Origin of the sequence: Kitasatospora sp. NPDC058965 (assembly GCF_042741245.1) — a bacterium.
Lineage (GTDB): Bacteria > Actinomycetota > Actinomycetes > Streptomycetales > Streptomycetaceae > Kitasatospora.
This window is the reverse complement of record NZ_JBHYKG010000009.1, coordinates 45,339-68,186: the sequence shown is the minus strand read 5'-3', so window position 1 is coordinate 68,186 and position 22,848 is coordinate 45,339. Positions and strand designations below refer to the sequence as shown.

The following is a 22,848-nucleotide window of genomic DNA, read 5'->3' as shown; positions in this document are numbered from 1 at the left end:
TCCGTGGACGGTACCGGGCCCCGCGCTGCGGGATCAGTAGCGGTACTGCTCCGGCTTGTACGGACCCTCGACCGCGACGCCGATGTAGTCGGCCTGCGACTGGGTGAGGGTGGTGAGCTTGACGCCGAGCGCGTCCAGGTGGAGGCGGGCCACCTTCTCGTCCAGGTGCTTGGGGAGCACGTAGACGCCGACCGGGTACTGCTGGGTCTTGGTGAACAGCTCGATCTGGGCGATCGTCTGGTTCGCGAAGGAGTTGGACATCACGAAGGACGGGTGCCCGGTCGCGTTGCCCAGGTTCAGCAGACGGCCCTCGGAGAGCACGATGATCGTCTTGCCGTCGGCCTTGCGCCACTCGTGGACCTGCGGCTTGACCTCGGTCTTCACCACGCCGGGCAGCTTGGCCAGGCCGGCCATGTCGATCTCGTTGTCGAAGTGGCCGATGTTGCCGACGATGGCCTGGTGCTTCATCCGCTCCATGTGGGAGGCCAGGATGATGTCCTTGTTGCCGGTGGTGGTGATGAAGATGTCGGCGATCTCGACGACCTCGTCCAGGGTGGTGACCTGGTAGCCGTCCATCGCGGCCTGCAGCGCGCAGATCGGGTCGATCTCGGTGACGATGACCCGGGCGCCCTGGCCGCGCAGCGACTCGGCGCAGCCCTTGCCCACGTCGCCGTAGCCGCAGACGACCGCGACCTTGCCGCCGATCAGGACGTCGGTGGCGCGGTTGATGCCGTCGATCAGCGAGTGGCGGCAGCCGTACTTGTTGTCGAACTTCGACTTGGTGACCGAGTCGTTGACGTTGATCGCCGGGAAGAGCAGCTTGCCGTCCCGGTGCATCTCGTACAGGCGGTGCACGCCAGTGGTGGTCTCCTCGGTGACGCCCTTGATGGTGGCGGCGACCTCGGTCCACTTCTGCGGCGACTCGGTCAGGGTGCGGTTGAGCAGTTCCAGGATGATCCGGAACTCGTCGTTGTCGGCGGTCGACGGGTCCGGCGCGGCGCCGGCCTTCTCGAACTCGACGCCCTTGTGGATCAGCAGGGTGGCGTCACCGCCGTCGTCCAGGATCATGTTCGGGGTCTGGCCGTTCGGCCAGGTGAGCGCCTGCTCGGTGCACCACCAGTACTCCTCCAGGGTCTCGCCCTTCCAGGCGAAGACCGGGACGCCCTGCGGGTTCTCCGGGGTGCCCTCGGGGCCGACCGCGATGGCGGCGGCGGCGTGGTCCTGGGTGGAGAAGATGTTGCAGGAGCACCAGCGGACCTCGGCGCCGAGCGCGACCAGGGTCTCGATCAGCACGGCGGTCTGCACGGTCATGTGCAGCGAGCCGGTGATCCGGGCGCCGGCCAGCGGCTGGGTGGCCGCGTACTCCGCGCGGATCGACATCAGGCCGGGCATCTCGTGCTCGGCGAGCTGGATCTCCTTGCGGCCGAACGGCGCCTGGGAGAGGTCGGCGACCTTGAAGTCACCGTTGAGGTTGGACGACATGCGGGAAACTCCTCGCTGCGTGGGCCATTGCGTACGGGTGTGCTCGGCGGCAGAGCGGCTCACCGACGGCGGACGCCCTGCTGCTGCGGCACAATCCGTCGGAGGACCTCTCTCCCTCGACCCGGCACACGGCTCGGATCGACCGCCATCAGCAGCGACGTTTGGCACTGCTGACGAATCTACAACAAGCGGCCCGGGCCGGGGGGCGGATCAGTGCGAGGCACGCCCGGGTCCGCCCGGGGTGGCCTCCGGGTCGGGGCCCGCGGCCGCCTTGGCGGCGGAGTAGACGTCGGGCTCCAGGTAGATCGCGCGGGCGATCGGGACGACGGCCCGCATCCGCTCCTCGGCCGCGTCGATGGTTCGGGCGATCGACTCCGCGCTCTCCTCGGGGTGCACCCCGATCTTGGCCGCGACCAGCAGCTCCTCCGGGCCCACGTGCAGGGTGCGCAGGTGGATCACCGAGGTGATCGCGGCGTCGGCCAGCAGCGCCTGGCGGATCTGCCGCACGGTCGGCCGGTCGGCGCTCTCGCCGATCAGCAGCGACTTGGTCTCCAGCGCCAGCACCACCGCGATGCTGCCGAGCAGCAGGCCGATCGCGACCGTGCCGACGCCGTCCCAGACCCCGCTGCCGGTGATCACGGTCAGGCCGACGCCGAGCAGCGCGAGCACCAGTCCGACCAGCGCGCCGGCGTCCTCCAGCAGCACCACGGGCAGCTCGGGGGCCTTGGCCCGGCGGATGTAGGCGGCCCAGCCGATCGGGCCCTTGGCCCGGCCGGCCTCCCGGAAGGCGGTGGAGAAGGACCACCCCTCCATCAGCACGGCGAACACCAGCACGCCCACCGCCCAGTACCAGCCGTGCAGTTCGTGCGGGTGGCGGATCTTGTCCACGCCCTCGTAGAGCGCGAACAGGCCGCCCAGGCTGAACAGCACGATCGCGACCAGGAAGCCGTACACGTAGCGCTCGCGGCCGTAGCCGAACGGGTGCTCCTCGTCGGCCTCGCGGGCGGCGCGCTTGCCACCGATCAGCAGCAGCACCTGGTTGCCGGAGTCGGCCACCGAGTGCACCCCCTCGGCCAGCATCGAGGAGGAGCCGGTGAAGGCGAAGGCGGTGAACTTGCTGACCGCGATCGCCAGGTTGGCGCTCAACGCCGCGATCAGGGCTTTGGTACCGCCTTCGGCGCTCAACTCGGGAACTCCTTCGGTGTCTGGGATCGGGGTCGGACGGTGACGGCGGCCGGGGCGGGGCCGCCGTCAGAGGGTGACGGTGGCCCGGAAGAGCGTGCCCCGGCCGGACAGCTCGGTGTCGCTGCCGGTGGCGGGCAGGTAGGCGGACTGGCCCTTGGCCAGTTCGAGCTTCTCCCCCGCGGCATCGGTCAGCAGCACGCAGCCCTCGGTGCAGAGCAGGATCTGCGCGGCCCGGCCGTCCACCCGGCGCACCGGGCCGTCCTCGGTCAGCTCGAAGCGGGACAGCCGGAACTCGTCGATCGGGACCGGGAAGAGCTCCTCGCCGTCGGCGCCGGCCCGGGGCCGCAGCACGCCGGGGTCGCCGGCCTCGAAGCGGACCACCTTGAGCAGCTCCGGCACGTCCACGTGCTTGGGGGTGAGCCCGCAGCGCAGCACGTTGTCGGAGTTGGCCATGATCTCCACGCCGGTGCCGTGCAGGTAGGCGTGCGGGACGCCGGCGCCCAGGTAGAGCGCCTCGCCGGCGCGCAGCCGGACCACGTTGAGCAGCAGCGCGGCCAGCACGCCGGGGTCGCCCGGGTAGTGGCGGGCGGCCGTGGCGTAGCCGGCCCAGGCCGGCGCGCGCGGCGAGTCGGGCTCGGCGGCCAGCTTGGCGTCCAGTGCCGCGGCCAGCTGGGCCACGGTGTCCTCCACCACCACGGAGTCGATGGCGAGCACGGTGGCCAGCGTCTCGCGCAGCGCGGGCCCGACCGGCTTGGTGCGCAGCAGGTCGATCAGCGGGGCCAGGCCCGGCACCGCCAGCTCCTCCATCAGCGCGGCCGTCTCCAGCGGCTCGCGGAAGCCGCAGAAACCGTCGAACTCCTCCAGCGCGCAGATGAGTTCGGGCTTGTGGTTGGCGTCCTTGTAGTTGCGGTGACCGGCCCCGACCGGGATGCCGGCGGCCTCCTCGGCGGCGAAGCCCTGCTGGGCCTGGGCCCGGCTGGGGTGCACCTGCAGCGAGAGCGGGAGTTCGGCGGCCAGCACCTTGAGCAGGAAGGGCAGGGTCGGGCCGAAGTGCGCGACGGCGGCCGCGCCCAACTCGCCGACCGGGTCGGCCGCGATCACCTCGGAGAGCTCCACCTCGCCGTCGCCGCGGTCCACCCGGGAGGAGTCACCGGGGTGCGCGCCCAGCCACAGCTCGGCCTGCGGCTCACCGGTGCCCTCGGTACCGAGCAGGGCCGGGATCGCACTGGTCGAGCCCCAGGCATACGGGCGGACGGTGTTGGCGAGGCGGTCCATGACGGGCCTGCTCCTGTTCTCGGACGGTCGTGTCTGGGCTGACCCTAACCGACCCCGGCCAACGGTCGGGCGGCCGGCGAAGTCCGTGGGACGGGAGCCGGGGCCCGGCCGGCGCAGCCCGCCACCGGGCCCGGTGGTCGGCGCGGCCGGCGCCGGGTCGGGCACCTTCGGGGCGACGGGGCGAAGGTCGCCCGACCCGGCCCTAGCTCTCGACGCCCGTGGCCAGGCCCAGGTAGACGGCGGCGAAGTCGGTCAGGGCCACCAGTTCGGCGAGTGCGGCGAGCGGTTCGGGGCGGGTGCCGGCGAACTCGGTGAGCCGCACGTCGTGGTCGGCGGCCAGCCGGCGGGCCCGGCGCACCGGGTGGCCGGCCGGGGCGGGCTCGGCCGGATCGGCCCCCGGCTCCGCCGGGGTGTGCCGCAGCAGCAGCACCTGCAGGGTGAGCTGCTCGGGCTCGTCGACCCGGTCGCGGAAGAAGTCGTCCGGGTCGGCGCCGCCGCCCAGGCGCCCGGTGAACATGCCGCGGTGGCTGCTCAGCGCCTGCGGCAGCCGCCCGGTGACGGCGGGGCAGCCGGCCCGGTCGGCCAGCATGGCGGCGAACCGCTCGGCGGCCACCGCGGCCGGCTCGCCCTCGCCCCAGAGCAGCGGGACGGTGTCGGCCAGCTGTGCGGCCAGGCCCTTGGCGGGGTTGCGGTAGGCGGCGGCGTCCGGGCGGAAGCCGACCGCCAGCTCGTCCAGCAGGTCGGCCAGCCCGGCCAGTTCGTCCTCGGCCAGGCGCAGCAGGCCGACCCGGTCGGCCAGCGCGAGCAGTGGCGCGAGGTAGGCCCAGAACGCACCCGGGTCCTCGGCCGGCAGGTCGACCTGCGGATCCGGGCGGTCCGGCTCCTCGACCGCGGCCGGCACGTAGGGCAGCGGGAGGGCGCGCACCTGCTGGGCGGCCTCGGCCAGCGGGCGCCCCTCGGGGGCGAGCACGGCGAGGGCGCAGCCGCGCGCGTACGCCTGCTCGGCGAGCCGGATCAGGCCCTCCTCCACGCCGGTCGTCGAGAGCACCACGACCAGGTCCAACGGGCCTGCCCAGCCCGGCAGTTGCCAGCTCAGACCGGAGCTGAACGGGTCGCTGGGCAGCGCGTCGGCGGCGGCCAGCGGGTGGACCAGGGTGGCTCCGCCGCTCAGCGCGCCGAGGGCCTGCCCCGCCGTCAGCGCGGTTCCGTGCCCGGCCACCAGCACCGCGCGCGGGCGGCCCTCCGGGCGCAGCGCGGTCAGCGCGGGCCCGGTCAGGCGCAGCGCGGTCCGCACCCGGGCGCCCGCACCCGCCAGCGCCAGCAGGGCGTGGTCGCGGTCGGCGCGCGCCAGGGCGGCCGGGTCGTCGAGCAGGCTGTCGTCGAGCATGCGGCTGACCTCCTGGGGCGCCGGGGTGAGGCGGGATCAGGCGGGGCGGCGGGCCTCGTCCACCAGCAGCAGCGGGATGCCGTCGCGGACCTCGTAGACCAGGCCGCAGTCGGGGCCGGTGCAGACCAGCTCCGGCGCACCCGCCTCCTCGCGCTCGCTCAGCTTCGCGTGGCAGCGCGGGCAGACCAGGATCTCCAGCAGGAAGGGTTCCAGCGTCATCGTCAGCTTCTCCGTGGGTCGAGCGGGACACGACGGCGCCCCGGCCGGTAGTCACCCTACCGGCCGGGGCGTGCGGAGCGTCGGTCAGGCGCGGCTTCAGGCGCGCACGATGGCCAGCACCGCGTCGCGCAGCTCGGCCATCCTGGCCGGGTCCTTCGCCTCGACGTTCAGGCGCAGCAGCGGCTCGGTGTTGGAGGCGCGCAGGTTGAACCACCAGTCGGCGCCGGCCACGGTCAGGCCGTCCAGCTCGTCCACGCTGACGCCCGCCAGGTCGCCGTAGGCGGCCTTGACCGCGGCGGCCCGGCCGGCCTGGTCGGCGACCTCGCTGTTGATCTCGCCGGAGGCGGCGTAGCGGTCGTACTCCTCGGTCAGCGCGGACAGCGTGCCGTCCTGGCCGCCCAGCGCCGCGAGCACGTGCAGCGCGGCCAGCATGCCGGTGTCGGCGCGCCAGAAGTCGCGGAAGTAGTAGTGCGCGGAGTGCTCGCCACCGAAGATCGCGTCGGTCTCGGCCATCCGCTGCTTGATGAAGGAGTGGCCGACCCGGGTGCGCACCGCCTTGCCGCCGTGCTCGGCGACGACCTCGGGCACGGTCCAGGAGGTGATCAGGTTGTGGATGATGGTGGCGTTCTCCTCGCCCGCCGCCCGGGCGCGGGCCAGCTCGCGCACCGCGACCAGGGCGGTGATCGCGGACGGGGAGACCGGCTCGCCGCGCTCGTCGATGACGAAGCAGCGGTCGGCGTCGCCGTCGAAGGCGAGGCCGAGGTCGGCACCGACCTCGACGACCTTGGCCTGCAGGTCGACCAGGTTCTTCGGGTCGAGCGGGTTGGCCTCGTGGTTCGGGAAGGTGCCGTCCAGCTCGAAGTACATCGGGACGACGTCGAGCGGCAGGCCGGCGAAGACGGTCGGCACGGTGTGACCGCCCATGCCGTTGCCCGCGTCCACGGCGACCTTGAGCGGGCGGATCGCGGTCAGGTCGACCAGGCCGCGCAGGTGGTCGGTGTAGCCCTGCAGGGTGTCCTGCTGGGTCAGCACGCCCTCGGTGACGCCCTCGACCCCGGGGACGGTGACGCTGCCGTCCTCGGCGATCCAGCTCTGCACCAGGTCGCGGATCTCGGCCAGGCCGGTGTCCTCGCCGACCGGGGCCGCACCCTTGCGGCACATCTTGATGCCGTTGTACTGGGCCGGGTTGTGGCTGGCGGTGAACATCGCGCCGGGCAGGTCGAGCTTGCCGCTGGCGTAGTAGAGCTGGTCCGTGGAGCACAGGCCGATCTCGGTCACGTCGGCGCCGCGCGCGGCCGCGCCCTCGGCGAAGGCCCGCGACAGGCTCGGCGAGGACGGGCGCATGTCGTGGCCGACCACGATCGCCGTCGCGCCGGTGACCTGCACGAATGCGGCGCCGAAGGCACGGGAGAGGTTCTCGTCCCACTGGTCCGGGACGACGCCTCGGACGTCATAAGCCTTCACGAGCTGCTTGAGGTCGCGCACTGCGGCTCCACCTTGGTGTGTTCTGGGCCGGGCTTCCACGGCCCTCGGTCACGGTCTGTCGGCTCGGGTGCGGGGTGGATCCCTGAGGGTGCACGTCCGAGAGGGGAGCAGCGTACCCAATGCGCGTGACCGTTCGGGAACGCGCGGTTGTCGGCTTCGGGTCAGCTCTCGGGCGAACGGAGCACGCGCAGGTGGCCGCGGCGACCCGCCTCGGCCGGATCGGCGTCGCCGCCGCGCACCGGGCGCGGGCCGCGCTCCTGCGGGCGGGCGGCCTCGCGGACCGCGTTGGCCAGCGCCTCCAGGTCGTCGCTGCTGCGGCGCAGCGGGCCGGCCTCGGTGGCGAGCCGGACCACCTCCCAGCCGCGCGGGGCGGTCAGCCGTTCGGCGTGTTCGGCGCACAGGTCGTAGCAGTGCGGCTCCGCGTAGGTGGCGAGCGGGCCCAGCACGGCGGTGGAATCGGCGTACACGTACGTCAGCGTCGCCACGGCCGGTCGGCCGCACGCGGTCCGCGAACAACGACGTACAGGGCTCACGAGGGTGGACGGTACCGCACCCGGGCCCGACTGGCTAAGACCACCCGGGGGATGCTGCCGCGTGTCGCGTGGGAGCGCGCCCGTATCCGTGTTCGTGTGGTCCATTTCCCGGCCTCCAAGGACTACGCTCGTCTTTGATATGGACAGCTCCGCACCCCAACCGCCGGCCGGCCCCGCCCCGACCGGACCGCCGCGCCCCAGGCGCCGCGACCGGCACGGCCGTGGCCTGCGCGGACCGCTGGCACCGCCGCAGGTCCCGATCTCGCTGAGCCGGTCCGAGCTGTTCGAGGACTACGTCCGCGAGTCGGTCGAGCGGCTGGAGCGCCGCTGGCCGCAGCTGATCGACGTGGAGTTCGAGGTGACGGAGGTCCCCGAGGGGGACCCCGAAACGGCGCCGCCGGACGCGGCCGGGGTACCGCTGGGGCGGGTGGTACCGGCCCGCCAGGGGCACCGCAGCCGGATCACCGTGTACCGCCGCCCGGTGGAGATCCGGGCCAAGACCCGGGAGGACCGGGCCGCGCTGGTGCACGAGATCCTGATCGAGCAGGTGGCCGAGCTGCTCGGCCTGTCCCCCGACGCGATCGACCCGCGCTACGACGAGGACTGACCCGGCGTCGGCCGGTCGGGCGGACCCGACCGGCCGCCCGGTCAGTGCACCAGCAGCCCCGGGTCCGGGGCGGCGGGCGGGACCTGCACGTAGCTGTGGTCGTCCTGCAGCGTCTGGATGGTGAACATCGGCACGTCCTTGGTGGTCAGTGCCAGGATCCGGGCGGCCACCACCGGGCCGCCCTTCAGGGTCTCGACGGTCAGGCCGAAGCTGCCGTTGCCGCCGCTGGGCTCCGGCGCGGGCAGGGCCACGGTGCTGCCGGCCGGGATGTCCAGGTCCTTGCTGGTCGGGGTGCCGCCGTTGGTGCCGGCCGAGGCCGTCACCCGGACGCTCGCCGCGCCGTCACCCGTGGCGGTGAGCAGCAGGGTCGAGGTGCCGCCGCCGCGCGCGTCGGCCACCGAGGCGCGCTTGCCGACCGGGCCGGTGCCGGTGACCCAGGCGGCGTCGCTCTTGTTGCCGTTGGCCCGGTCGATCCGCACGGTGGCCAGCACCGGGGTGGCGTGCGCGGGGTCACTGGGCGTCAGCCGCAGCGCGGAGACCTGCTGGTGGGTCGCCTGCTTCAGGTCGACCGCGCTGACCATGCCGGCCTTGACGTGGATGGACTCGAGCCCGGCCGGGACGAACCAGCCGTTCGGGCCGGAGAGCTGGATCTTCAGGTCGGCGTCGTCCTGGCTGCTGGGGGCGGCCACGATCAGCCGGGCCCCGGACAGGTCGGTCGGCAGCCCGGGCAGCACCACGGTCGGCGCCGGGTCGGCCGAGCTCGGGATCCAGTCGGATCCGGCCGAGCCGTCGGAGGCGTGCAGGTAGACGCCGAGCCGGCCGCTGCGCACCGTCACCTCGACGGCCAGGTCGGTGTCCTGCTCGCCGGTCAGGCTGGAGAGCAGCACCGCCAGCGAGGTGCCGGGGTCGACCTTGATCCCGGTGCCGGCGTCGCCGGTGTCGATCGGGCCCTTGTCGCCGTAGAGGTGCACGTCGACCACGGCGGCGGTGGCCTCGGCGTCGTTCAGGCTGAGGTAGTCCTTGCGGTCGCCCGTGGTGCTGGCACCGGCGAACCAGAAGTGGGTGCCGGACGGCACGCAGGTGACGCCGGAGACGCCCATGCCGCGCTGGTCGCTCACGGTGGTGGTCTGGGTGACGGTGAAGCCGGGGGCGTAGGCGCCGGTGGCCACCGCGAAGGTCCCGGCCGCGGTGTCGGTGTTGGCGGCCGCGGCACTGACCGGGGTGCCCGGCTTGGCCAGGGCGACCCGGGCGTCGCTGATCTGCGCCTGCGGGGCGGCCGGCGAGCCGGACGGGGACCCGCTCGGAGCCGCTGAACCGCTCGCCGGGGCACCGCTCGCCGGGGCACCGCTCGCCGAGCCGGAGGCGGCGGGCTGGGCCGGGGCCGGGCCGGCGGCCACCGCCTGCGGGGTGATGTCGCGCACCGTGGCGGTGCCGCCGGGGGCGGTGCCGCCGCTGCCCGGGGTGAAGGCGGTCAGCTGGGTGCTGCCGCTCAGGCCCTGCATCGGCTGCGGGCAGACCGCGGCGGTCCGCTCCACCTGGGCGGCGGCGGGCGCGCCGGCGGCCCCGGCGGTGGGCGCGGCGGGCGGGCGCAGCTCGGCCACCCCGAACACCACGGCGAGCACCGCGACGCAGGCGAGCAGCGAGCGGCCGGTCCGACCGCCGGAGGGTCCGCCGGTGCGGGCCATCGCGCTGACCCGGTCGAGCGAGAGGCTGGGCATCTTCTTCATCGCGGGTCAGCTCCGTCGTGGTGCGGGTGGCCGCCGTAGCCGGGCTCCTGCGGGTCGTAGGGGCCGGGCTGGCCCGGCAGCCAGGGCTGCTGCGGCTCGCCGGGCGCCTGGTAGCCCTGCTGCTGGTAGCCGTAGCCGGTCGCGTAGGGGTCGGCCGGGTAGGGGTTGCCGTACGGGTCGACGGCCGGGTACGGCTGCTCGGCGTAGGGCGCCTGCTCGCCGTACTGCTGCTGCTCCGCGTACTGCTGCTCGCCGTACTGCTGCTCGGGGTACCCGGCGTACTGGGCGGCCTCGGGCTGGGCGGCGGGGTAGGCCTGGTACGGCTGCTGGGCCGCGTACGGGTCGTAGCCGTACGGGTCGGCCTGCTGGTAGTCCACCTCGGCGTAGCCGTCCTGGGCGTACGGGTCCTGGTGGAGCGCCGGCTGCTCGACGGGCGGGTAGGCCTCGCCGGCCGCCTGGGCCGGGATGCCGGACGCGCCGCCGTAGACGCCGGGCTCGTCGTCCTCGGTGGTCTCCTCGCCGCCCTCGCCGCGCTCGGCCATCCGGCGGGCGCGGCGGCTGCCCGGGGCGGGCGCCTGGGCCTGGGCCTGGGCGGCCAGTGCCGCGGCGGCCACCACCTCCTCGGGCAGGTCGTCGTCCTTGGTGCTGCGCCGACCGGGCAGCGCGAGCACCAGGATCACCACGCCCAGCAGCAGTTGGGCGCCGATCCAGCCGGTGTGGGTCAGCGGGACCGTGCGGGTGACGGCCAGCGTGCCGCCGGCGGCGGGGAGCTGGAAGCCCTGGGCCCAGCCGTCCACCGTGACGGGGGTGAGCTCGGTGCCGTTCAGCGTGGCGTGCCAGCCGGGGTCGGCCTGCTCGGCCAGCCGCAGCACCCGGCCGTCGGAGCCGGCCGGGACGGTCGCGTGCACCGCCTCGCCGCCGGCCGGCACCGCCACCGGCAGCGCGTTCGGCGCGGTGATCACCGCGCGGGTCGCCGGCACCCCGGTGACCTGCCAGATCGCGGTGCCGTTGTCCTGGCTGAGCCGGACCAGGCCGGGGGTGGTGTCCAGCTGGTCCTGCACCTTGGCGGTCAGCGGGTCCTTCACCACGACGTAGGCCACGCCGTAGCCGGACAGCGCGCGCGCCTGGTCGGCCCCGGAGCCGGCCAGCAGGCTGCCGACCAGCGTGGTCAGCCCGTCCTTGGCGGAGCCGGCCGTGTCCACCGTGCCCTCGGCCTGACCCAGGGTCAGACCGGCGCCGCGGACCAGCGCGTAGCGGACCGAGCCGCCCTGCGCGTCGCCGGCCAGCACCAGGGTGCGGGAGCGGTCGCCGGTGCCGGACTCGACCGCGATGAAGGCGGGCACCTGGCCGTCGGCGGTGCGGCGCAGCGGGCCCTGGGCGCCGCCCACCGCCCACCAGAGCGCGGTGCCCAGCGGGGCCAGCACGGCCGCGGCCACCACCAGGGCGGCCACCGGCTGGCGCCAGCCGAAGGCGATCCCGGCCACCCGGGCGTTCGCCCCGTCGGCGCCGATGGCGGCGGCGGCCAGCAGCGAGATGCCGCTGAGCAGGGTGGCCGGACCGGCCCAGGCGGCCACCGGCAGACCGCCGGAGGCCGGGGTCACGCTGGTGCCGGCCACCGCGACCGAGAAGACCAGGCCGGCCCCGGCGGCGCCCCAGGCGGCCAGCACCGCGCGGCGCCGGTCGGCGCGCAGCAGGGCGGCCAGGGCGGCCAGCACCACGCCGGCCGAGAGCCAGACCGGCGGTACCCCGGAGCCGCCGGGGTTGGCCAGCAGCAGCCCGAGCGCACTCGCCCGCGGCCCGCTGAACACCGGCAGCCCGGCCTCCAGCAGCAGCCGCGACGGGTGGGCCAGCACCTGCAGCGACCACGGCGCCAGCACCACCACCGGCAGCACCAGGATCACCAGGACCCGGCTGCCGAGCAGGCGCAGCGCGTCCACCCCGCTGCCGTAGGCGCCGCCGCGCAGTATCGCCGCGGCCAGCGCGGCCAGCGTCAGCGGGAGCGCGATGGCCCAGGCCAGCGGCACGAAGGCGGTGCACAGGGTGAGCAGCAGGACGGTCATCCAGGTGGACCGCCAGCCGGGCCGGGCGCCCTTGGCGGCAGTCTCCCGGCGGATGCCCAGGCCGGCCGCGATGGCGGCGGCGCGGGCCAGCGGGGGCAGCAGCACCATCAGCACCGCGGTGCCGAGCCGGCCCTGGGCGATCGCCCCGGTGGCGGCGGGCAGCAGCGCGTACGTCGCGCTGGCCCAGGCCCGCACCATCTTGGAGCCGAGCAGCGGGCGGGAGACCAGGTAGGCGCTGACCGCGGCCAGCGGCACCGAGAGCACCAGCAGCAGGGTGACGGCGAGCGCGGCGTGGTCGAAGAGCAGCCAGGAGAGCACCGAGAGCACCGCCAGGTACGGCGGGGCGGTGGCGGTGCTGCCGGTGCCGACGCCGTGCCAGCTGCCGGCGTACATGTCCCACAGGCCCGACGCGCCGTCCGAGGGGGGCAGCAGGGCGCCGCCCAGCAGCGTGCCGCTGCCCAGCAGTTGGCGACCGGCCAGCAGGGCGAAGACCAGCAGCGCGGCGAAGAGCATCGGCGCCGGGCGCCGGGCCAGCTTCTTGAGCAGGGCGAACTGCTCGACCTCCAGGACCTCGTTGTCCTCGTCGCCGCCGGTGGCCTCGCCGGCCCCGCCGTGCCGGCCGATCGAGCTGTCGTCCGAGCCGCCGATGCCGAGCGAGCTGATCACGCCCTCGACCGCCAGGCGCGCGGTGGCGCCGGGCGCCGGGAACAGGCTGCGGTCGTCCAGCGGGTCCACCGACCGGGTCCTGGCCCGGCGCTTGCGGGCCAGCAGCAGCCGGGGCAGCCGGATCAGCTCGTGGCCCAGGCCGGCGATCTCGTCGTACGCCTGCCGCGGGTCCTTGCCGACCAGGTTGGTGAGCACCCGCAACAGGGTGCCGAGCACCAGCCGCAGCAGCACGTAGGGGACGATCAGGCCGCGGGAGTTGGCCAGCAGGGTGTAGACGGCGCCGGCCTTGTCCACCCGGTGCGGGTGGGCGGCGCCGCAGTCGATGGCGCGCCGCTCGCGGCTGGCCGCCTCGGCGTGCCGCAGCACCGCGTCGGGTGCGACCACCACGCGGTGGCCGGCGGCGTTGACCCGCCAGCAGAAGTCGGTGTCGTCGCGCATCAGCGGCAGCGCCTTGTCGAAGCCGCCGAGCTGCTCGAAGACGTCGCGGCGGACCAGCATGCCGGCGGTGGAGACGGCCAGCACCGGGCGCACCTGGTCGTGCTGGCCCTGGTCCTGCTCGCGCCGGTCCAGGCCGGTCCAGCGGCGGCCGGAGCGGGCGATGGTGACGCCGACCTCCAGCAGCTGCCGACGGTCGTACCAGCTGCGCAGCTTGGGGCCGATGACGGCGGCCGAGGGGGTGGTGTCGGCGACCTGGAGCAGCCGGCGCAGCGCGTCGGTCTGCGGCTCGCAGTCGTCGTGCAGCAGCCAGAGCCACTCCACCGGCTCGGTCTGCCGCGGGCCGTCCGAGCGCAGGCCGTCGTCCTCGGCGGACAGCGGGTCGCCGAAGTCGTCCCAGCCGCCGGTGACCGGGTCGTAGCCGGAGGGGTCGAGGCTGTAGGGCAGGTCCTCGGGGCGCAGCGGCGGCGAGTTGAAGACCGCCTCGGCCACGGCGGTGCCGAAGCCGGCCCGGCGGCCCAGCACGACCGGGCCGCTCTCCGGCAGCCAGTCGCCGAGGTGGTCGCGCAGCAGCTGCGGGGAGGCGTCGGTGCTGCCGGTGTCCACCGCGAGGATCCGCTGCACCTGCCGGTCCTGCCCGAGCAGGCCGGCCAGCGCCTGCGGCAGCCAGCGGGCACCGTCGTGGCTGACGACGACCGCGGTGACCAGGTGGCGCGGGTAGGCGGGCGGGCGGCCGCCGCCGCCGAACCCGCCGGACATGGCGGGGGCGGACGGCTGGTCTGGGTAGCCGTGCTGGTGGCTGTAGGCAGTCATCGAGTGCGCAGGCCCCGGTTCCGAGTGGACGGCAGGTGGCGCACCACACTAACGGCTTCGCCCTGCGGCGGTGGTCACCCGGTCGGGGGCTGTGGACAACCCGGGCGCTGTGGACAACTCCGCGGTGCGCGACCGGGTGACGAGGGCGTGCGGAAATGCAAAAGCGCCCCGCCGAACCGGCGAGGCGCTTGCACAACCGCGGTGGATTCCGCACAGATTCTGCGAAGAGGAAAGTCGGTGCGCTCCTGGATGCACTAAAGGGCGGGCCGCCGCAGCTCAGACCGCGCTCTTCTTGAGCCGGCGCCGTTCGCGTTCCGACAAGCCGCCCCAGATACCGAACCGCTCGTCGTTGGCGAGGGCGTACTCAAGGCATTCCGATCGCACCTCGCAGGCGAGGCAGACCTTCTTGGCCTCGCGGGTGGACCCGCCCTTCTCCGGGAAGAAGGACTCCGGGTCGGTCTGTGCGCACAGCGCGCGCTCCTGCCAGCCGAGTTCCTCTTCCTCGGCGATGTCCTCACCGATCAACAGCTCAAAGAGCTCGCTCATTGGCGCGCCTCCTCTGCCCCTCTTGGCGTCCCCGTGCGTCTGGTCCCCGGCTTGGTTCGGCCGAACGACACGACTGAAATTACATGTGCGTCACTCTGGCTCAGTCAAGCCGAGCTCTGGTATTGGGTCCCGAATTCACTCCCCGGAACCAAGCCACTACAAATAGTGTACATATCCGGACAGAACGGACTTTCCGCAGCTCGCGGCCGACGCGGCGGGTCCGAACCGGCCCGTCCCCCCGCTCGGGGAGACGTCCGGCAGCCCGATCCGGTTGCCGTTCCCGGCGGAAGGGACCACAGTGCCCCTGCGACCACCGGCGGCCGACCTGACGGTGCACCAGCCGACACACCGCCACGACCCGTGATCAAACCGGTCAACGGCCTGCCTTCCCGGCGTTCCGCACATCGAAACCTAGAGTCTGACTTATCGCCTGATCCAGCGGTTCGCCGGACTTGTCCCACAGGTGCAGTAAGGGCGGACTTGACACGACCCCCGTCGAACCTGTCTCCTGGGGCGCATGTCAGAGTCCCTCGCCCCGCGGAGCCGCCAGGCCGTGCTCCGTCGTGCCGCGAGCACTCTGTGTCGGTGTTGTCGCCCCTGTTGTCGATAGGCGCGTCGACCCCCACCCGTTTCGGATCCTTCCGGTCCCGGCGCGCCTGCCCAGCAGCCCCGAGGCCGATCCCGCTGCCCCAGCCCCGCGCGGAACAGGCCCCACCGCCGACACCCGCGAGGACTCCCCCGATGCGCAGCCGAATCCGCCCCCGCAAGCGCAACCGCGACCGCAACAAGGCCGCCCGCCGCGCCGCCGCCCAGGCCGTCGCCGTCCGGCTGCCCGCCCCGGCCCGCCCCTGGGCCGACGGGCTGAGCGACGTCTCGATCGCCGGCGACCCGCTGGCCTTCCCGCACCTGGCCCGCACCGACGTCGCCGCCCACCCGACCACGGTGGCCGGCTACGCCCGGCTGGTCCGGGAGATCGCGGCCGACACCGCGCGCTGGGCCCCGCTGGTCCGCTACGACGCGCTGACCCGCTGGTACGCGCGGCTGGAGACCGGCCCGGGCTACGAGGTCTGGCTGCTCAGCTGGCTGCCGGGCCAGAGCAGCGGCCTGCACGACCACGGCCCGTCCTCGGGCGTGCTGACGGTGGTTCAGGGCGAGCTGGTCGAGCTGGCCGGCGGGGACCGGGACGGCCGCACCCTGCGCCCGGGCGGGCAGCGGGTGTTCGCACCCGGCTACCGGCACGAGGTGGTCAACGCCGCGCTGGAGCCCGCCGTCAGCATCCACCTGTACGCCCCGGGGCTGACCGAGATGAACCAGTACCCGGCCGCCGCGGCGCAGTTGGCCCCCGAGCCGTCCTGAGGCCGGTCGGGTGCACCGCTCCGGGCCTGGCAGGATGAGCGCATGCGTATCGTGGCACTGGCCGGCGGGATCGGCGGCGCCCGCTTCCTGCGCGGGCTCAAGGACGTGGTCGCCCCGGGCGACGAGATCACCGTCATCGGCAACACCGGCGACGACATTCACCTGTTCGGGCTGAAGGTCTGCCCCGACCTGGACACCGTGATGTACACCCTCGGCGGGGGCATCCACGAGGAGCAGGGCTGGGGGCGGGCCGCGGAGACCTTCGCGGTCAAGGCGGAGCTGGCCGCCTACGGCGTCGGTCCGTCCTGGTTCGGACTGGGCGACAAGGACTTCGCGACGCACATCGTGCGCACCCAGATGCTCGGCGCCGGCTACCCGCTGAGCGCGGTCACCGAGGCGCTCTGCCACCGCTGGCAGCCCGGCGTGCGGCTGCTGCCGATGAGCGACGACCGGGTCGAGACGCACGTGCGGATCACCGACGGGGAGGGCACCCGCGCGGTGCACTTCCAGGAGTACTGGGTCCGACTGCACGCCGAGCTGCCGGCCGAGGCGGTGATCGCGGTCGGCGCCGACACGGCGAAGCCCGCTCCCGGGGTGCTGGAGGCGATCGCCGCGGCGGACGTGATCCTCTTCCCGCCGTCCAACCCGGTGGTGAGCATCGGGACCGTGCTGTCCGTGCCCGGCATCCGGGCGGCGGTGGCCGCGGCCCCGGCGCCGGTGGTGGGCCTGTCCCCGATCATCGGCGGCGCGCCGGTGCGCGGGATGGCGGACAAGGTGCTGGCCGCGGTGGGCGTCGAGGCGTCCGCGGCGGCGGTGGCGCTGCACTACGGCGCCGACCTGCTGGACGGCTGGCTGGTGGACGCGGCCGACGCCGCGGCGGTGGACGAGGTGGCCGCGGCCGGGATCGCCTGTCGGGCGGTGCCGCTGCTGATGACCGACCCGGCCGCGACCGCCGCGATGGCCCGGGCCGCGCTGGAGCTGGCCGAGCAGGTGCGGGCATGACCGGACCGAGCGGGGACGCCGGCGCACGGAGCGCGGGCCTGGAGGTGCTGCCGGTCGGCGGACTGCCCGAGATCGAGCCGGACGCCGACCTGGGGGCGCTGATCGCCAAGGCGGTGGAGCTGCGGCACGGGGACATCCTGGTCGTCACCTCGAAGATCGTCAGCAAGGCCGAGGGCCGCCTGCTGCACGCCGCCGACCGCGAGGCCGCGATCGACGCGGAGGCGGTGCGGGTGGTGGCCCGGCGCGGGCGGACCCGGATCGTGCAGAACCGGCACGGCCTGGTGATGGCCGCCGCCGGCGTGGACGCCTCCAACACCGCGCCCGGCACCATCCTGCTGCTGCCCGAGGATCCCGACGCGTCGGCCCGGGCGATCCGGGCCCGGATCCACGAGCTGACCGGCCGTCAGGTCGCGGTGCTGGTCACCGACACCTTCGGCCGGGCCTGGCGGACCGGGCTGACCGACGTCGCGATCGGCGCCGCCGGTCTGGACGTGCTGCTGGACCACCGCGGCACCCGGGACAGCCACGGCAACGAGCTGAGCCTGACCGTCACCGCGATCGCCGACGAGCTCGCCGCCGCCGGCGACCTGGTCAAGGGCAAGGCCACCGGCACCCCGGTGGCGGTGGTGCGCGGACTGGCGGCGCACGTCACCGAGGCGGACGGCGCCGGCATCCGGCCGCTGATCCGCCCGCTGGAGGACGACCTGTTCCGGCTCGGCACCTCGGAGGCGGTCCGCGCCGCGGTGACCCTGCGGCGCACGGTGCGCGAGTTCAGCACCGAGCCGGTGCACCCCGAGGCGGTGCGCCGCGCGGTGGCCGCCGCGGTGACCGCGCCGGCCCCGCACCACACCACGCCCTGGCGCTTCGTGCTGCTGGAGTCGGCCGCGGCCCGCACCGAGCTGCTGGACGCGATGCTCGCCGCCTGGCAGCGCGACCTGCGCGAGCTGGACGGCTGGGACGAGGCCCGGATCGCCCGCCGCACCGCCCGCGGCGACGTGCTGCGCCGGGCCCCCTACCTGGTGGTCCCGTGCCTGGTGACGGACGGCGCGCACGCCTACCCCGACCCGCGCCGGGCCGCCGCCGAGCGCGAGATGTTCACCGTCGCGATCGGCGCCGCGGTGCAGAACCTGCTGGTCACCCTGAGCGGCGAGGGCTACGGCACCGCCTGGGTCTCCTCCACCATGTTCTGCCGCGACACCGTCCGCGAGGTGCTCGACCTGCCCGCCGGCTGGGACCCGATGGGCGCCGTCGCGGTCGGCCGCCCGGCCACCGTCCCCGGGGACCGCCCGGAACGCGACGCCTCGGCGTTCGTCGTGGTCCGCTGACCCGACCCGGGGTCAGCGGCCGCGGTGGTCGTTCGGGGTGAGCCTCGGGCCGTACTTCGGCGGGCGCAGGCCGGTGAGGCCGATGACGCGGCAGGTGCGGTGGCGGTGCGGCGTGAACGGGGCGAGCAGCGTGAGCATCTCGGCGTCGGTGGAGCGGGGGCGGCCGGCCATCGCCCAGCCGACGATGTTGGACAGGTGGAAGTCGCCGACCGAGACCGCGTCCGCGTCGCCGTTGCTGCGCTGCAGGGTCTCCGCGGCGGTCCACTCGCCGATCCCGGGGACGGCGGTGAGCCGGGTGCGCGCCGCCAGGTGGTCCATCCCCGAGGCCTGCTCCAGTCGCGGGGCCAGCCGGACCGCGCGCTGCACGGTGGCCGCGCGCTTGGGGTCCACCCCGGCCCGGTGCCACTCCCAGGACGGGATCAGCGCCCACTCGCGGGCCGAGGGCGCCACCCGCATCCCCAGCTCCCCGGCCGGACCGGGGGCCGGGGTGCCGAACCCCCGCAGCAGCACCCGCCAGGCCCGGTAGGCCTCGTCCGTGGTGACCTTCTGCTCCAGGACGGCCGGCACCAGCGCCTCCAGCACCAGCCCGGTGCGGCACATCCGCACCCCGGGGTGGGCCCGCTGGGCCTCGCGCAGCGGGCCGGGCGGCAGCACCAGGCCCGACGGGTCGTCAAGGGCGCCGAGCAGCTCGGGCAGCCGGTCCAGCTGCCAGTCGGCGCCCGGCCCCCAGGCCCGCGCCAGCACCTCGCCGCCCACCGCGCGCAGCTCCAGCGCGACCGGCCCGCCCGGCGTCCGGGAGGCCCGCCAGAACGCGCCGTCCGCCGTCCGGCGGCAGGCCGGGTCGCCGGGGCCGCGGCGCAGCGGGAAGAGGGTGCGGTGCAGGTCGAGCGGGAAGCCGGGGCGCCAGGCCCGCTCCAGGGCTTGGGCGGTCACCCGTCCAGTCTGGCCCGGGCCGCTGACAGCCCGGCCCTACCGCCGGCCCTGCAGGTGCGCGGCCAGGTCGCGGATCGCGGGCAGCTGCCCGAAGAGCGCGTCGCCCGGGCAGTCGGTGTTGAAGGCGTCCCGGTGGCCGGAGACCGCCGCGAAGGTGTGCGCGGTGCCGGACGGGAAGCGGCTGCCGCTGTTGGCCGAGGTGAGCCTGGCGCTGCCGGTCGCGTCCCGGCCGGTCAGGCCGAGCTTCCAGGCGGTGATCTTGGCGATGCCCTCCACCTGGGCCTGCGGCGCCTTCCCCGAGGTGTAGCTGCCGAGCGCGGCCACCCCGGAGGTGTCGGTGTTGAAGCCCAGGGTGTGCGCGCCCAGCACCGGCCGGGCCACGCCGCCGGCCCGGCCCTCGTAGATGGTGCCGCAGCGGTCCACCAGGAAGTTGTAGCCCAGGTCGCGCCAGCCGTTGGTGCGCACGTGGTACTGGTAGATCGACCGGATCACCCGGGGCGCGTCCGAGCAGCGGTAGTCGTTGCCGGTGTCGGTGTGGTGGACGAAGACCGCGCGCACGTCACCGGTGTAGACGAAGCCCGGCTGGCGCAACGACTCGTCCGCGCCCCAGCCGGAGCGGGTGACGATGCCCGGGCGCGGGGCCTCGTGGTCGGCCTCGGGCAGCGCCCGCTCGGCGGGCTCGGCGACCGGGCGGGCCGACGGACCGTCACCCGGGTCCACCAGGTCGACCCGCAGGCCGGCCGGCAGCGGCCCGGTCGCGGCCACCCGCACCTGCACCCCGTCGCTCGGCCCCACCCAGCGCGGGGCGGTGGCGCCGCGCGCGCCCGCACCGGTGGCCTCGGCGCTGTCCGGCCGGTCCTCGGAGTCGGCGGCCAACTCCTGCCAGTCGGTCCACCGCCCGCCCGTCCGGGTGCGCACCTGGACCGTGCCGGGCAGCGCCGCGGCCGGATCGTCCCAGCTGACCCCGAGCAGCGAGTAGCCGGTGGTGGACCGGGCCGGCAGGCCCAGCACGACGGTGCCCGCGGCCCGTGGTCCGGCCAGCGGGACCAGCGCCAGCGTGCTGGTGCGGGCGGGCGCCGCGGTGGCGGCGGTGGAGCCGGGGGCGGTCAGGAGCAGGGTGAGCGCACAGCAGGCGCCGAGCAGGGAGACCTGGTGAATCCGCATAAAACGGATGATCAGCCCACAAGGCCGGAGCCGCCACCCGCCCGGGGCGGGCGATCTGACGAGGGCTCGGCGAACGCCGGCCAGCGCACCGGACCCCGCCCCTCCCCTGCCGCACCCAGCAGGCCGTAGGCTGGTCCGCACCATGACTGCGCCTTTCGCTGCCGACGCCCGTACCCCCGCCGAGCTGCTGCGAGCCGCCCTCGGTGAGGACCCCGCCCGCCCGCTGGTCACGTTCTACGACGACGGCACCGGCGAGCGGGTCGAACTCTCGGTCAAGACCTTCGACAACTGGGTCGCCAAGACCGCCAACCTGCTCCAGGACGAGCTGAACGCGGGCCCCGAGGACCGGGCCGCGCTGCTGCTGCCGGCCCACTGGCAGAGCGCGGTCTGGCTGCTGGCCTGCTGGTCGGTCGGGGTCACCGCGATGCCGGCCGGCGACCCGGCCGAGGCCACCCTGGTGGTCAGCGGCCCGGACGGGCTGGAAGCCGCCGAGGCCTGTTCCGGCGAACGGGTGGCCCTGGCGCTGCGCCCACTGGGCGGCCGCTTCCCGCAGCGCCCGGACGGTTTCCTGGACTACGCGGCCGAGGTGCCCGGTCAGGGCGACCGGTTCGTGCCGTACTCGCCGGTGGTGGCCGACACCCCCGCGCTGGAGACCCTGGTGGACGGGCTGCCGCTCAAGCTGTCGTCCGAGCAGACCGTGCAGCTGGCCCGCGAGGGTGCCGACCGGCTCGGCCTGGAGCGCGGCGCCCGGGTGCTCAGCACCCTCTCCTTCGACGACTGGGCGGGCCTGGAGGCCGGGCTGCTGGCCCCGCTGGCGGCCGGCGGCTCGGTGGTGCTGTGCCGCAACTCCGGCGACCTGACGGCGGACCAGTGGCAGTCCCGGATCGACGCCGAGCGGGTCACGCTGCGCCTGGGCTGACCCCGCCTCAGGGCAGCCGGACCAGCGCCCCGGCGCGCTCCGCGTACCGCTCCCCGGTGGCCGGGCACTCCCAGTGCCCGGCCCCGCGCGCGGCCAGCGGCTCCCCGGCCCGGCCGACCCAGCCGATCCGGCGGGCCGGCACCCCGGCCACCAGCGCGTGGTCCGGCACGTCCCGGCGCACCACCGCGCCGGCCGCCACCAGCGCCCAGCGGCCCACCGTCACCCCCGCCACCAGCACTGCGCGGGCGCCGATCGAGCAGCCCTCGCGCAGCAGCACGCCGTCGGCGCGCCAGTCGGCGGCCCGCTTGAGCCGGCCGTCCACGCCCACCGCACGGGGGTAGAGGTCGTTGGTCAGGACCGCGGCGGGGCCGATGAAGACCCCGTCCTCGACCACCGCGGGCTCGTACACCAGGGCGTGGTTCTGCACCTTGACCCGGTCGCCGAGGCGCACCCCCGGCCCCAGGTAGGCGCCGCGCCCGATCACGCACTCGGCGCCGACCACCGCCTCCTCGCGGACCTGCGCGAGGTGCCAGACGGTGGTGCCGGCGCCGAGGGCGGCACGCGGATCGACGTCCGCGCTGGGTTCAACACGTGCTGCTTCGCTCACGCCACCGACGGTAGCGGGTCAGGCGGTGCGCTCCAGACCACGGGCGGCGCCGGGGGCGGTGGAGGCGATCACCTTGGCGGCCAGCTTGCGCGGCGAGGTGAGGAAGCCGAAGCCCCAGCTGAAGTGCATGGTGGCCAGCGCCACCGGCAGCAGCAGCCGGGCCCTGGCCGACAGCCCGCGCCCGGCCGGCACCGAGCCGGCCGCGATCCCGGCCGCGTAGCCGACCGGCACCACCAGGAAGGCCGGGTGCACGGCCAGCCCCAGCACCAGGCCGAGCAGCACCGCGAGCAGCGCGGTCGGCGGGGCCAGGTAGCGCAGGTTGACCGAGCCGCGGTGGTAGCGGGTCACCACCCGGCGCCAGCGGCCGTAGTCCTTGTACTGCTTGGCCAGCGCCCGCACGCTGGGGCGCGGCCGGTAGGTGACCCTGAGCTGCGGGGTGAACCAGATCAGGCCGCCGTCCTGGCGGATCCGGTAGTTGAGCTCCCAGTCCTGGGCCCGGACGAACTCCTCGTTGTACCCGCCGAGCTTCTCCAGCACCTCGCGGCGGAACACCCCGAGGTAGACGGTCTCGGCCGGACCGGCCAGGCCGCCGGTGTGGAAGGCGGCGTTGCCGACCCCGATCTTGGCGGTCATCGCGGCGGCCACCGCGTGCTCCCACTCGGTCTCGCCCTCGGCGTGCATGATCCCGCCGACGTTGGCCGCCTCCATCTCGCCGAGCAGCCGCACGGCGGTGGCGACGTACCCCGGCGTGAGCAGGCCGTGGCCGTCCACCCGCACCACGATCGGGTGAGAGGAGGCGCGGATCGCCGCGTTCAGCCCGGCGGGGGTGCGGCCGGTGGGGTTGGGCACGGTGCGCACCCGCGGGTCCTCGGCCACCAGCTCGGCCGCGATCGCGTCGGTGCCGTCGGTGGACGGACCCAGCGCGAGCACCACCTCCATGGCGCCGCCGTACTCCTGTTCCAGGATCCGCCGCACAGCGGAGCGGAGGTGTCGTTCCTCGTTGAGCACCGGCATGATCACGGAGACCGCCGGCAGCTCCTCAGCAGCCATGGTGTTCATCGGGGCCAACGGTACCGGACCCCGGGAACGCGGAACCGGGCGCTCCTCCCCAGTGGGAGCGCC

19 protein-coding genes are annotated in these 22,848 nt (G+C 74.9%); 5 read left to right on the top strand and 14 right to left on the bottom strand.

The annotated features are described in order from the left end of the window. Positions 1-33 precede the first annotated feature (33 nt). The 7 genes from ahcY to ACFW1A_RS03260 all read right to left on the bottom strand — a co-directional run bounded on the left by ahcY (position 34) and on the right by ACFW1A_RS03260 (position 7,566). Complete coding sequence (gene ahcY / locus ACFW1A_RS03290) at positions 34-1,482, bottom strand: adenosylhomocysteinase (RefSeq protein WP_380403247.1); 1,449 nt, start codon at positions 1,480-1,482, stop codon at positions 34-36. A 210-nt stretch (positions 1,483-1,692) separates the two neighbouring features. Next, entirely contained in the window at positions 1,693-2,667 is a 975-nt protein-coding gene (locus ACFW1A_RS03285) for a cation diffusion facilitator family transporter (protein WP_380403244.1), read from the bottom strand. 66 nt (positions 2,668-2,733) lie between these two features. Further along, complete coding sequence (manA, locus tag ACFW1A_RS03280; RefSeq protein ID WP_380403240.1) at positions 2,734-3,942, bottom strand: mannose-6-phosphate isomerase, class I; 1,209 nt, start codon at positions 3,940-3,942, stop codon at positions 2,734-2,736. Between the two features lie 202 nt (positions 3,943-4,144). Continuing rightward, the gene (locus tag ACFW1A_RS03275; protein ID WP_380403237.1) at positions 4,145-5,329 is read right to left on the bottom strand and encodes an SIS domain-containing protein; all 1,185 of its coding nucleotides are present in this window, start codon (positions 5,327-5,329) and stop codon (positions 4,145-4,147) included. 36 nt (positions 5,330-5,365) lie between these two features. Then, positions 5,366-5,548, bottom strand: coding sequence for a Trm112 family protein (locus ACFW1A_RS03270; RefSeq protein WP_380403234.1), 183 nt, complete (start codon positions 5,546-5,548; stop codon positions 5,366-5,368). Positions 5,549-5,644: 96 nt separating this feature from the next. Then, positions 5,645-7,033, bottom strand: a complete 1,389-nt coding sequence (locus ACFW1A_RS03265) for a phosphomannomutase/phosphoglucomutase (protein ID WP_380403231.1) — start codon at positions 7,031-7,033, stop codon at positions 5,645-5,647. A gap of 161 nt (positions 7,034-7,194) precedes the next feature. Continuing rightward, positions 7,195-7,566, bottom strand: a complete 372-nt coding sequence (locus ACFW1A_RS03260) for a DUF3499 domain-containing protein (RefSeq protein WP_380403228.1) — start codon at positions 7,564-7,566, stop codon at positions 7,195-7,197. A gap of 139 nt (positions 7,567-7,705) precedes the next feature. On the opposite strand from ACFW1A_RS03260, the gene ACFW1A_RS03255 reads away from it, so the two are divergent. Continuing rightward, a complete protein-coding gene (locus ACFW1A_RS03255; protein WP_380403225.1) occupies positions 7,706-8,173 on the top strand; it encodes a metallopeptidase family protein in 468 nt (155 codons plus the stop codon). Positions 8,174-8,214: 41 nt separating this feature from the next. On the opposite strand, the gene ACFW1A_RS03250 is transcribed toward ACFW1A_RS03255, so the two are convergent. From ACFW1A_RS03250 to ACFW1A_RS03240, 3 genes are all read right to left on the bottom strand, one after another. Further along, positions 8,215-9,900 (bottom strand): DUF5719 family protein, encoded by a 1,686-nt coding sequence (locus tag ACFW1A_RS03250; protein ID WP_380403222.1) that lies wholly within the window; start codon positions 9,898-9,900, stop codon positions 8,215-8,217. Next, positions 9,897-13,874, bottom strand: a complete 3,978-nt coding sequence (locus ACFW1A_RS03245; protein WP_380403219.1) for a glycosyltransferase — start codon at positions 13,872-13,874, stop codon at positions 9,897-9,899. The genes ACFW1A_RS03250 and ACFW1A_RS03245 overlap by 4 nt, the downstream gene beginning before the upstream one ends. 276 nt (positions 13,875-14,150) lie before the next feature. After that, entirely contained in the window at positions 14,151-14,420 is a 270-nt protein-coding gene (locus ACFW1A_RS03240; RefSeq protein WP_380403216.1) for a WhiB family transcriptional regulator, read from the bottom strand. A 741-nt stretch (positions 14,421-15,161) separates the two neighbouring features. Here ACFW1A_RS03240 and ACFW1A_RS03235 point away from each other — a divergent pair. The 3 genes from ACFW1A_RS03235 to ACFW1A_RS03225 are packed head-to-tail and all read left to right on the top strand — an operon-like array spanning position 15,162 to position 18,103. Next, positions 15,162-15,776, top strand: a complete 615-nt coding sequence (locus ACFW1A_RS03235) for a cysteine dioxygenase (RefSeq protein ID WP_380403213.1) — start codon at positions 15,162-15,164, stop codon at positions 15,774-15,776. 42 nt (positions 15,777-15,818) lie between these two features. Beyond that, positions 15,819-16,778 carry a 2-phospho-L-lactate transferase gene (gene cofD, locus ACFW1A_RS03230; protein WP_380403209.1) on the top strand — a complete coding sequence of 320 codons (960 nt, stop codon included), beginning with the start codon at positions 15,819-15,821 and terminating at the stop codon, positions 16,776-16,778. Beyond that, positions 16,775-18,103, top strand: a complete 1,329-nt coding sequence (locus ACFW1A_RS03225) for a coenzyme F420-0:L-glutamate ligase (RefSeq protein WP_380403206.1) — start codon at positions 16,775-16,777, stop codon at positions 18,101-18,103. Before cofD ends, ACFW1A_RS03225 begins: the two co-directional genes overlap by 4 nt. 12 nt (positions 18,104-18,115) lie before the next feature. On the opposite strand, the gene ACFW1A_RS03220 is transcribed toward ACFW1A_RS03225, so the two are convergent. Then, the gene (locus ACFW1A_RS03220) at positions 18,116-19,036 is read right to left on the bottom strand and encodes a DNA-3-methyladenine glycosylase family protein (RefSeq protein ID WP_380403203.1); all 921 of its coding nucleotides are present in this window, start codon (positions 19,034-19,036) and stop codon (positions 18,116-18,118) included. Positions 19,037-19,072: 36 nt separating this feature from the next. Beyond that, complete coding sequence (locus tag ACFW1A_RS03215; protein WP_380403200.1) at positions 19,073-20,200, bottom strand: peptidoglycan recognition protein; 1,128 nt, start codon at positions 20,198-20,200, stop codon at positions 19,073-19,075. Positions 20,201-20,342: 142 nt separating this feature from the next. On the opposite strand from ACFW1A_RS03215, the gene ACFW1A_RS03210 reads away from it, so the two are divergent. Continuing rightward, the gene (locus ACFW1A_RS03210) at positions 20,343-21,119 is read left to right on the top strand and encodes a TIGR03089 family protein (protein WP_380403197.1); all 777 of its coding nucleotides are present in this window, start codon (positions 20,343-20,345) and stop codon (positions 21,117-21,119) included. 7 nt (positions 21,120-21,126) lie between these two features. Here the strand turns inward: ACFW1A_RS03210 and ACFW1A_RS03205 are convergent, their stop codons facing one another. Both ACFW1A_RS03205 and ACFW1A_RS03200 read right to left on the bottom strand, forming a co-directional pair. Then, positions 21,127-21,726: an acyltransferase gene (locus tag ACFW1A_RS03205; protein ID WP_380403194.1), complete on the bottom strand. Its 600-nt coding sequence runs from the start codon at positions 21,724-21,726 to the stop codon at positions 21,127-21,129. Between the two features lie 18 nt (positions 21,727-21,744). Continuing rightward, positions 21,745-22,776, bottom strand: coding sequence for a glycosyltransferase family 2 protein (locus ACFW1A_RS03200; protein ID WP_380403262.1), 1,032 nt, complete (start codon positions 22,774-22,776; stop codon positions 21,745-21,747). Positions 22,777-22,848 lie beyond the last annotated feature (72 nt).

What these genes read in the sequence shown, in the direction of transcription:
- ACFW1A_RS03210 (WP_380403197.1), top strand. Translation starts at nt 20,343, where the DNA reads ATGACTGCGCCTTTCGCTGCCGACGCCCGTACCCCCGCCGAGCTGCTG.
- manA (WP_380403240.1), bottom strand. Translation starts at nt 3,942, where the DNA reads ATGGACCGCCTCGCCAACACCGTCCGCCCGTATGCCTGGGGCTCGACC.
- ACFW1A_RS03235 (WP_380403213.1), top strand. Translation starts at nt 15,162, where the DNA reads ATGCGCAGCCGAATCCGCCCCCGCAAGCGCAACCGCGACCGCAACAAG.
- ACFW1A_RS03270 (WP_380403234.1), bottom strand. Translation starts at nt 5,548, where the DNA reads ATGACGCTGGAACCCTTCCTGCTGGAGATCCTGGTCTGCCCGCGCTGC.
- ACFW1A_RS03225 (WP_380403206.1), top strand. Translation starts at nt 16,775, where the DNA reads ATGACCGGACCGAGCGGGGACGCCGGCGCACGGAGCGCGGGCCTGGAG.
- ACFW1A_RS03215 (WP_380403200.1), bottom strand. Translation starts at nt 20,200, where the DNA reads ATGCGGATTCACCAGGTCTCCCTGCTCGGCGCCTGCTGTGCGCTCACC.
- cofD (WP_380403209.1), top strand. Translation starts at nt 15,819, where the DNA reads ATGCGTATCGTGGCACTGGCCGGCGGGATCGGCGGCGCCCGCTTCCTG.
- ACFW1A_RS03250 (WP_380403222.1), bottom strand. Translation starts at nt 9,900, where the DNA reads ATGAAGAAGATGCCCAGCCTCTCGCTCGACCGGGTCAGCGCGATGGCC.
- ACFW1A_RS03245 (WP_380403219.1), bottom strand. Translation starts at nt 13,874, where the DNA reads ATGACTGCCTACAGCCACCAGCACGGCTACCCAGACCAGCCGTCCGCC.
- ACFW1A_RS03240 (WP_380403216.1), bottom strand. Translation starts at nt 14,420, where the DNA reads ATGAGCGAGCTCTTTGAGCTGTTGATCGGTGAGGACATCGCCGAGGAA.
- ACFW1A_RS03255 (WP_380403225.1), top strand. Translation starts at nt 7,706, where the DNA reads ATGGACAGCTCCGCACCCCAACCGCCGGCCGGCCCCGCCCCGACCGGA.
- ACFW1A_RS03275 (WP_380403237.1), bottom strand. Translation starts at nt 5,329, where the DNA reads ATGCTCGACGACAGCCTGCTCGACGACCCGGCCGCCCTGGCGCGCGCC.
- ACFW1A_RS03200 (WP_380403262.1), bottom strand. Translation starts at nt 22,776, where the DNA reads ATGGCTGCTGAGGAGCTGCCGGCGGTCTCCGTGATCATGCCGGTGCTC.
- ahcY (WP_380403247.1), bottom strand. Translation starts at nt 1,482, where the DNA reads ATGTCGTCCAACCTCAACGGTGACTTCAAGGTCGCCGACCTCTCCCAG.